This window comes from Sphingobium scionense (assembly GCF_014197035.1).
GTDB classification, from domain to species: Bacteria; Pseudomonadota; Alphaproteobacteria; order Sphingomonadales; family Sphingomonadaceae; genus Sphingobium; species Sphingobium scionense.
This window is the reverse complement of sequence record NZ_JACIEU010000070.1, coordinates 4,023-6,385: the sequence shown is the minus strand read 5'-3', so window position 1 is coordinate 6,385 and position 2,363 is coordinate 4,023. Positions and strand designations below refer to the sequence as shown.

The window sequence follows — 2,363 nt, the reverse complement described above, 5'->3', positions numbered from 1 at the left end:
CGGCGTGCCCTTCTACCTGCGCACCGGCAAGGCGCTGGCAGCGCGCGATACGGAGATCGTCGTCACGTTCAAGGCAGTGCCCTACGCTTTATTCCGCGATTGTCCGATCGACCGCCTGCCAGCCAATCGCCTGATCTTCCAGCTGCAGCCGGACGAAAGCATCGTCTTAGACATGCTGGTCAAGAAACCGGGTCCAGTGATCAAGACCGCAGGGACAACGCTCGATTTCACTTATGCCGACCACTTCAAGCTGTCGGGCCGGACCGGCTACGAAACCTTGCTCTATGACATGATGACCGGCGACCAGACATTGTTCCAGCGCGCTGAGCAGATCGAGGCGGGCTGGGCCGCGGTCCAGCCGATCCTCGATGACTGGGTCAAGGACAAGGGCAGGCTTGAATCCTATGCACCAGGCAGCGCCGGCCCGGCCGGCGCAGATGCCCTACTCGAACGCGATGGCCGCTTCTGGCACAGGATCGGCCAATGATGCTGGGCCTCGTCATCTCCGACATCGACGGACTTTGGTTCGCAAGGACAAGAGCCTGGCGTCGGCGACGATTGCCCGGTCGCGGACCTACTATCTGGACGTCACCAACCCCTATGCCAACAAGCGAGCTGGCGTCGATGCCCTGGCGCGGGCGCTCGGCCACATGCCCAATGACCTGCCCTTTGCTCGTGCGCACCGGCCTATCGATCGCCATGGGCAAGGCGCCTGAGGAGATCCGTAGCGCAGCGCACTACATTTCAACCAGCGACGACAAAGATGGCATCGCCGATGCCATCGACGCATTTCTGCTGCCGCTTGTGGGAGGATCATCATGAAGCGACTGGCCGCTTTCGACCTCGATGGAACGCTCGCGCTCAACAAGCAGCCGCTCGACGATGAAATGGCGGATCTGCTTACCCGCCTGCTCGACGTGACGATGGTAGCGATCATCTCCGGAGGCGACTGGCCGCAATTCGAGAAACAGGTGGTGTCGCGCATGCCCGCCCGTGCGCGGCTCGACAATTTTATCATCCAGCCGACCACGGGCACCAAGCTATATCGTCACGCCGACGGCCAATGGACGCGTATCTATGCCGATCTGTTCACCGGCGACGAAAGCCAGCGCATCCGCGAAGCACTGACCAAGGCGGTCGAGCAGGCGGGCTATGCAAACGAGAACATCTGGGGCGAGCAGATCGAGGATCGCGGCAGCCAGATCACATTCTCCGCGCTCGGTCAGCAGGCGCCGCTCGAGGCCAAGGACACGTGGGATCCCGATCACGCCAAGCGCAAGAAATTGCAGGCCCTGCTCCAGCCGTTGCTGCCAGGCTTTGCCATCAATATCGGCGGGGCGACATCGATCGACATCACCCGCGAAGGGATAGACAAGGCCTATGGCCTTAAGCGCCTTTCCGAGCAGACCGGCGTCGCACTCGACGAGATGATCTTCTTCGGTGACGCGATCTTCCCGGGCGGAAATGATTATCCGGCCAAGCATCTCGGGCTGGATACCGTGCGAGTCCGCGACGTTGCCGAAACCAAGTCGGTGGTTGGCGCGATCGCTGCCTGGCTGGTCTAGAAGCGCTACCGCCGATCCTTAACCAGTCCCGCTTTCGCACCCATACGACCCAGCTTCGCAGCGGTCCCACATTGTAGAGCCGACGGATCGCTTCAATGGTGCTGGAGCTGCTTGACCTCACTACGCCTGGGCGCGTTCGAGGAAACTCAGCTCGCCATGTCCGCCATCATCCGACAGCTGGCGGCGCAGTCCTTGCAGGTAGCCGAGCAACGCTTCATCCGCTCGTCCACGACGTGGCTCAGGCATTCCCGCGCACATCGTTCGCAGGCGTCAGCGCAGGCGCGACACAGGATGGTATGGAGCGGGGATTCGCGCAGCATCGAGTTGGCGGTCGCCTGGCACAGTTCCGCACAGTCGTTCAGCATGGCGATCAGCGACGCCGTGGCTGACGCGCCGCCTTGCTTCGTCAGCCAGGCGGCGGTTTCCAGGCACATGCGGTGAGACGCCACGCAATCGTCGATGCAGTCCGTCATCGACATCGCCATCCCTTCCATTCGATGCTGCTGCGCCGCCGCCGGCGCAGCCAGCGTTCCGGCGGCGGCAAGGCCGGCGCCCGCCATCAGCAATTCGCGTCTCTCGATCATGATGCGCCTTCCATCTGCTATCGCTTGAGCGCTGTGCCGCATCCGGCGGCCTCAGCCGTAGCCGGCGACCCATCCGACGCCGCACGCGCCTTCTCCCGCGCCATCCGCGTTTCCTCCCAGGGCCAGTGGCCGTTGATCTCGACCCCGAGCGAGATGCTCAGGAAGGTCCGCACCAGCACAAGCCCGGCCAGCACGATGAGATCGTCGAGCGTTG

Annotated in this window: 4 protein-coding genes and 2 pseudogenes; 4 read left to right on the top strand and 2 right to left on the bottom strand. The window is 63.0% G+C overall.

Annotation, left to right across the window (positions count from 1 at the left end):
• The 4 genes and pseudogenes from GGQ90_RS28590 to GGQ90_RS28575 all read left to right on the top strand — a co-directional run.
• Positions 1 to 487, top strand: a pseudogene (locus tag GGQ90_RS28590) (glucose-6-phosphate dehydrogenase); the annotation flags it as partial.
• A gap of 34 nt (positions 488 to 521) precedes the next feature.
• The gene (locus tag GGQ90_RS28585) at positions 522 to 716 is read left to right on the top strand and encodes a hypothetical protein (protein WP_021243093.1); all 195 of its coding nucleotides are present in this window, start codon (positions 522 to 524) and stop codon (positions 714 to 716) included.
• Positions 700 to 822 (top strand): hypothetical protein, encoded by a 123-nt coding sequence (locus GGQ90_RS29790; RefSeq protein WP_021243092.1) that lies wholly within the window; start codon positions 700 to 702, stop codon positions 820 to 822. Before GGQ90_RS28585 ends, GGQ90_RS29790 begins: the two co-directional genes overlap by 17 nt.
• On the top strand, positions 819 to 1,565 hold the full coding sequence (locus GGQ90_RS28575; protein ID WP_004213020.1) for an HAD-IIB family hydrolase: 747 nt from the start codon (positions 819 to 821) through the stop codon (positions 1,563 to 1,565). The genes GGQ90_RS29790 and GGQ90_RS28575 overlap by 4 nt, the downstream gene beginning before the upstream one ends.
• Before the next feature lie 146 nt (positions 1,566 to 1,711).
• On the opposite strand, the gene GGQ90_RS28570 is transcribed toward GGQ90_RS28575, so the two are convergent.
• Both GGQ90_RS28570 and GGQ90_RS29595 read right to left on the bottom strand, forming a co-directional pair.
• Positions 1,712 to 2,152, bottom strand: coding sequence for a four-helix bundle copper-binding protein (locus GGQ90_RS28570; protein WP_026109687.1), 441 nt, complete (start codon positions 2,150 to 2,152; stop codon positions 1,712 to 1,714).
• A gap of 14 nt (positions 2,153 to 2,166) precedes the next feature.
• A pseudogene (locus tag GGQ90_RS29595) lies at positions 2,167 to 2,363 on the bottom strand (DUF1622 domain-containing protein); the annotation flags it as partial.

What these genes read in the sequence shown, in the direction of transcription:
- GGQ90_RS29790 (WP_021243092.1), top strand. Translation starts at nt 700, where the DNA reads ATGGGCAAGGCGCCTGAGGAGATCCGTAGCGCAGCGCACTACATTTCA.
- GGQ90_RS28575 (WP_004213020.1), top strand. Translation starts at nt 819, where the DNA reads ATGAAGCGACTGGCCGCTTTCGACCTCGATGGAACGCTCGCGCTCAAC.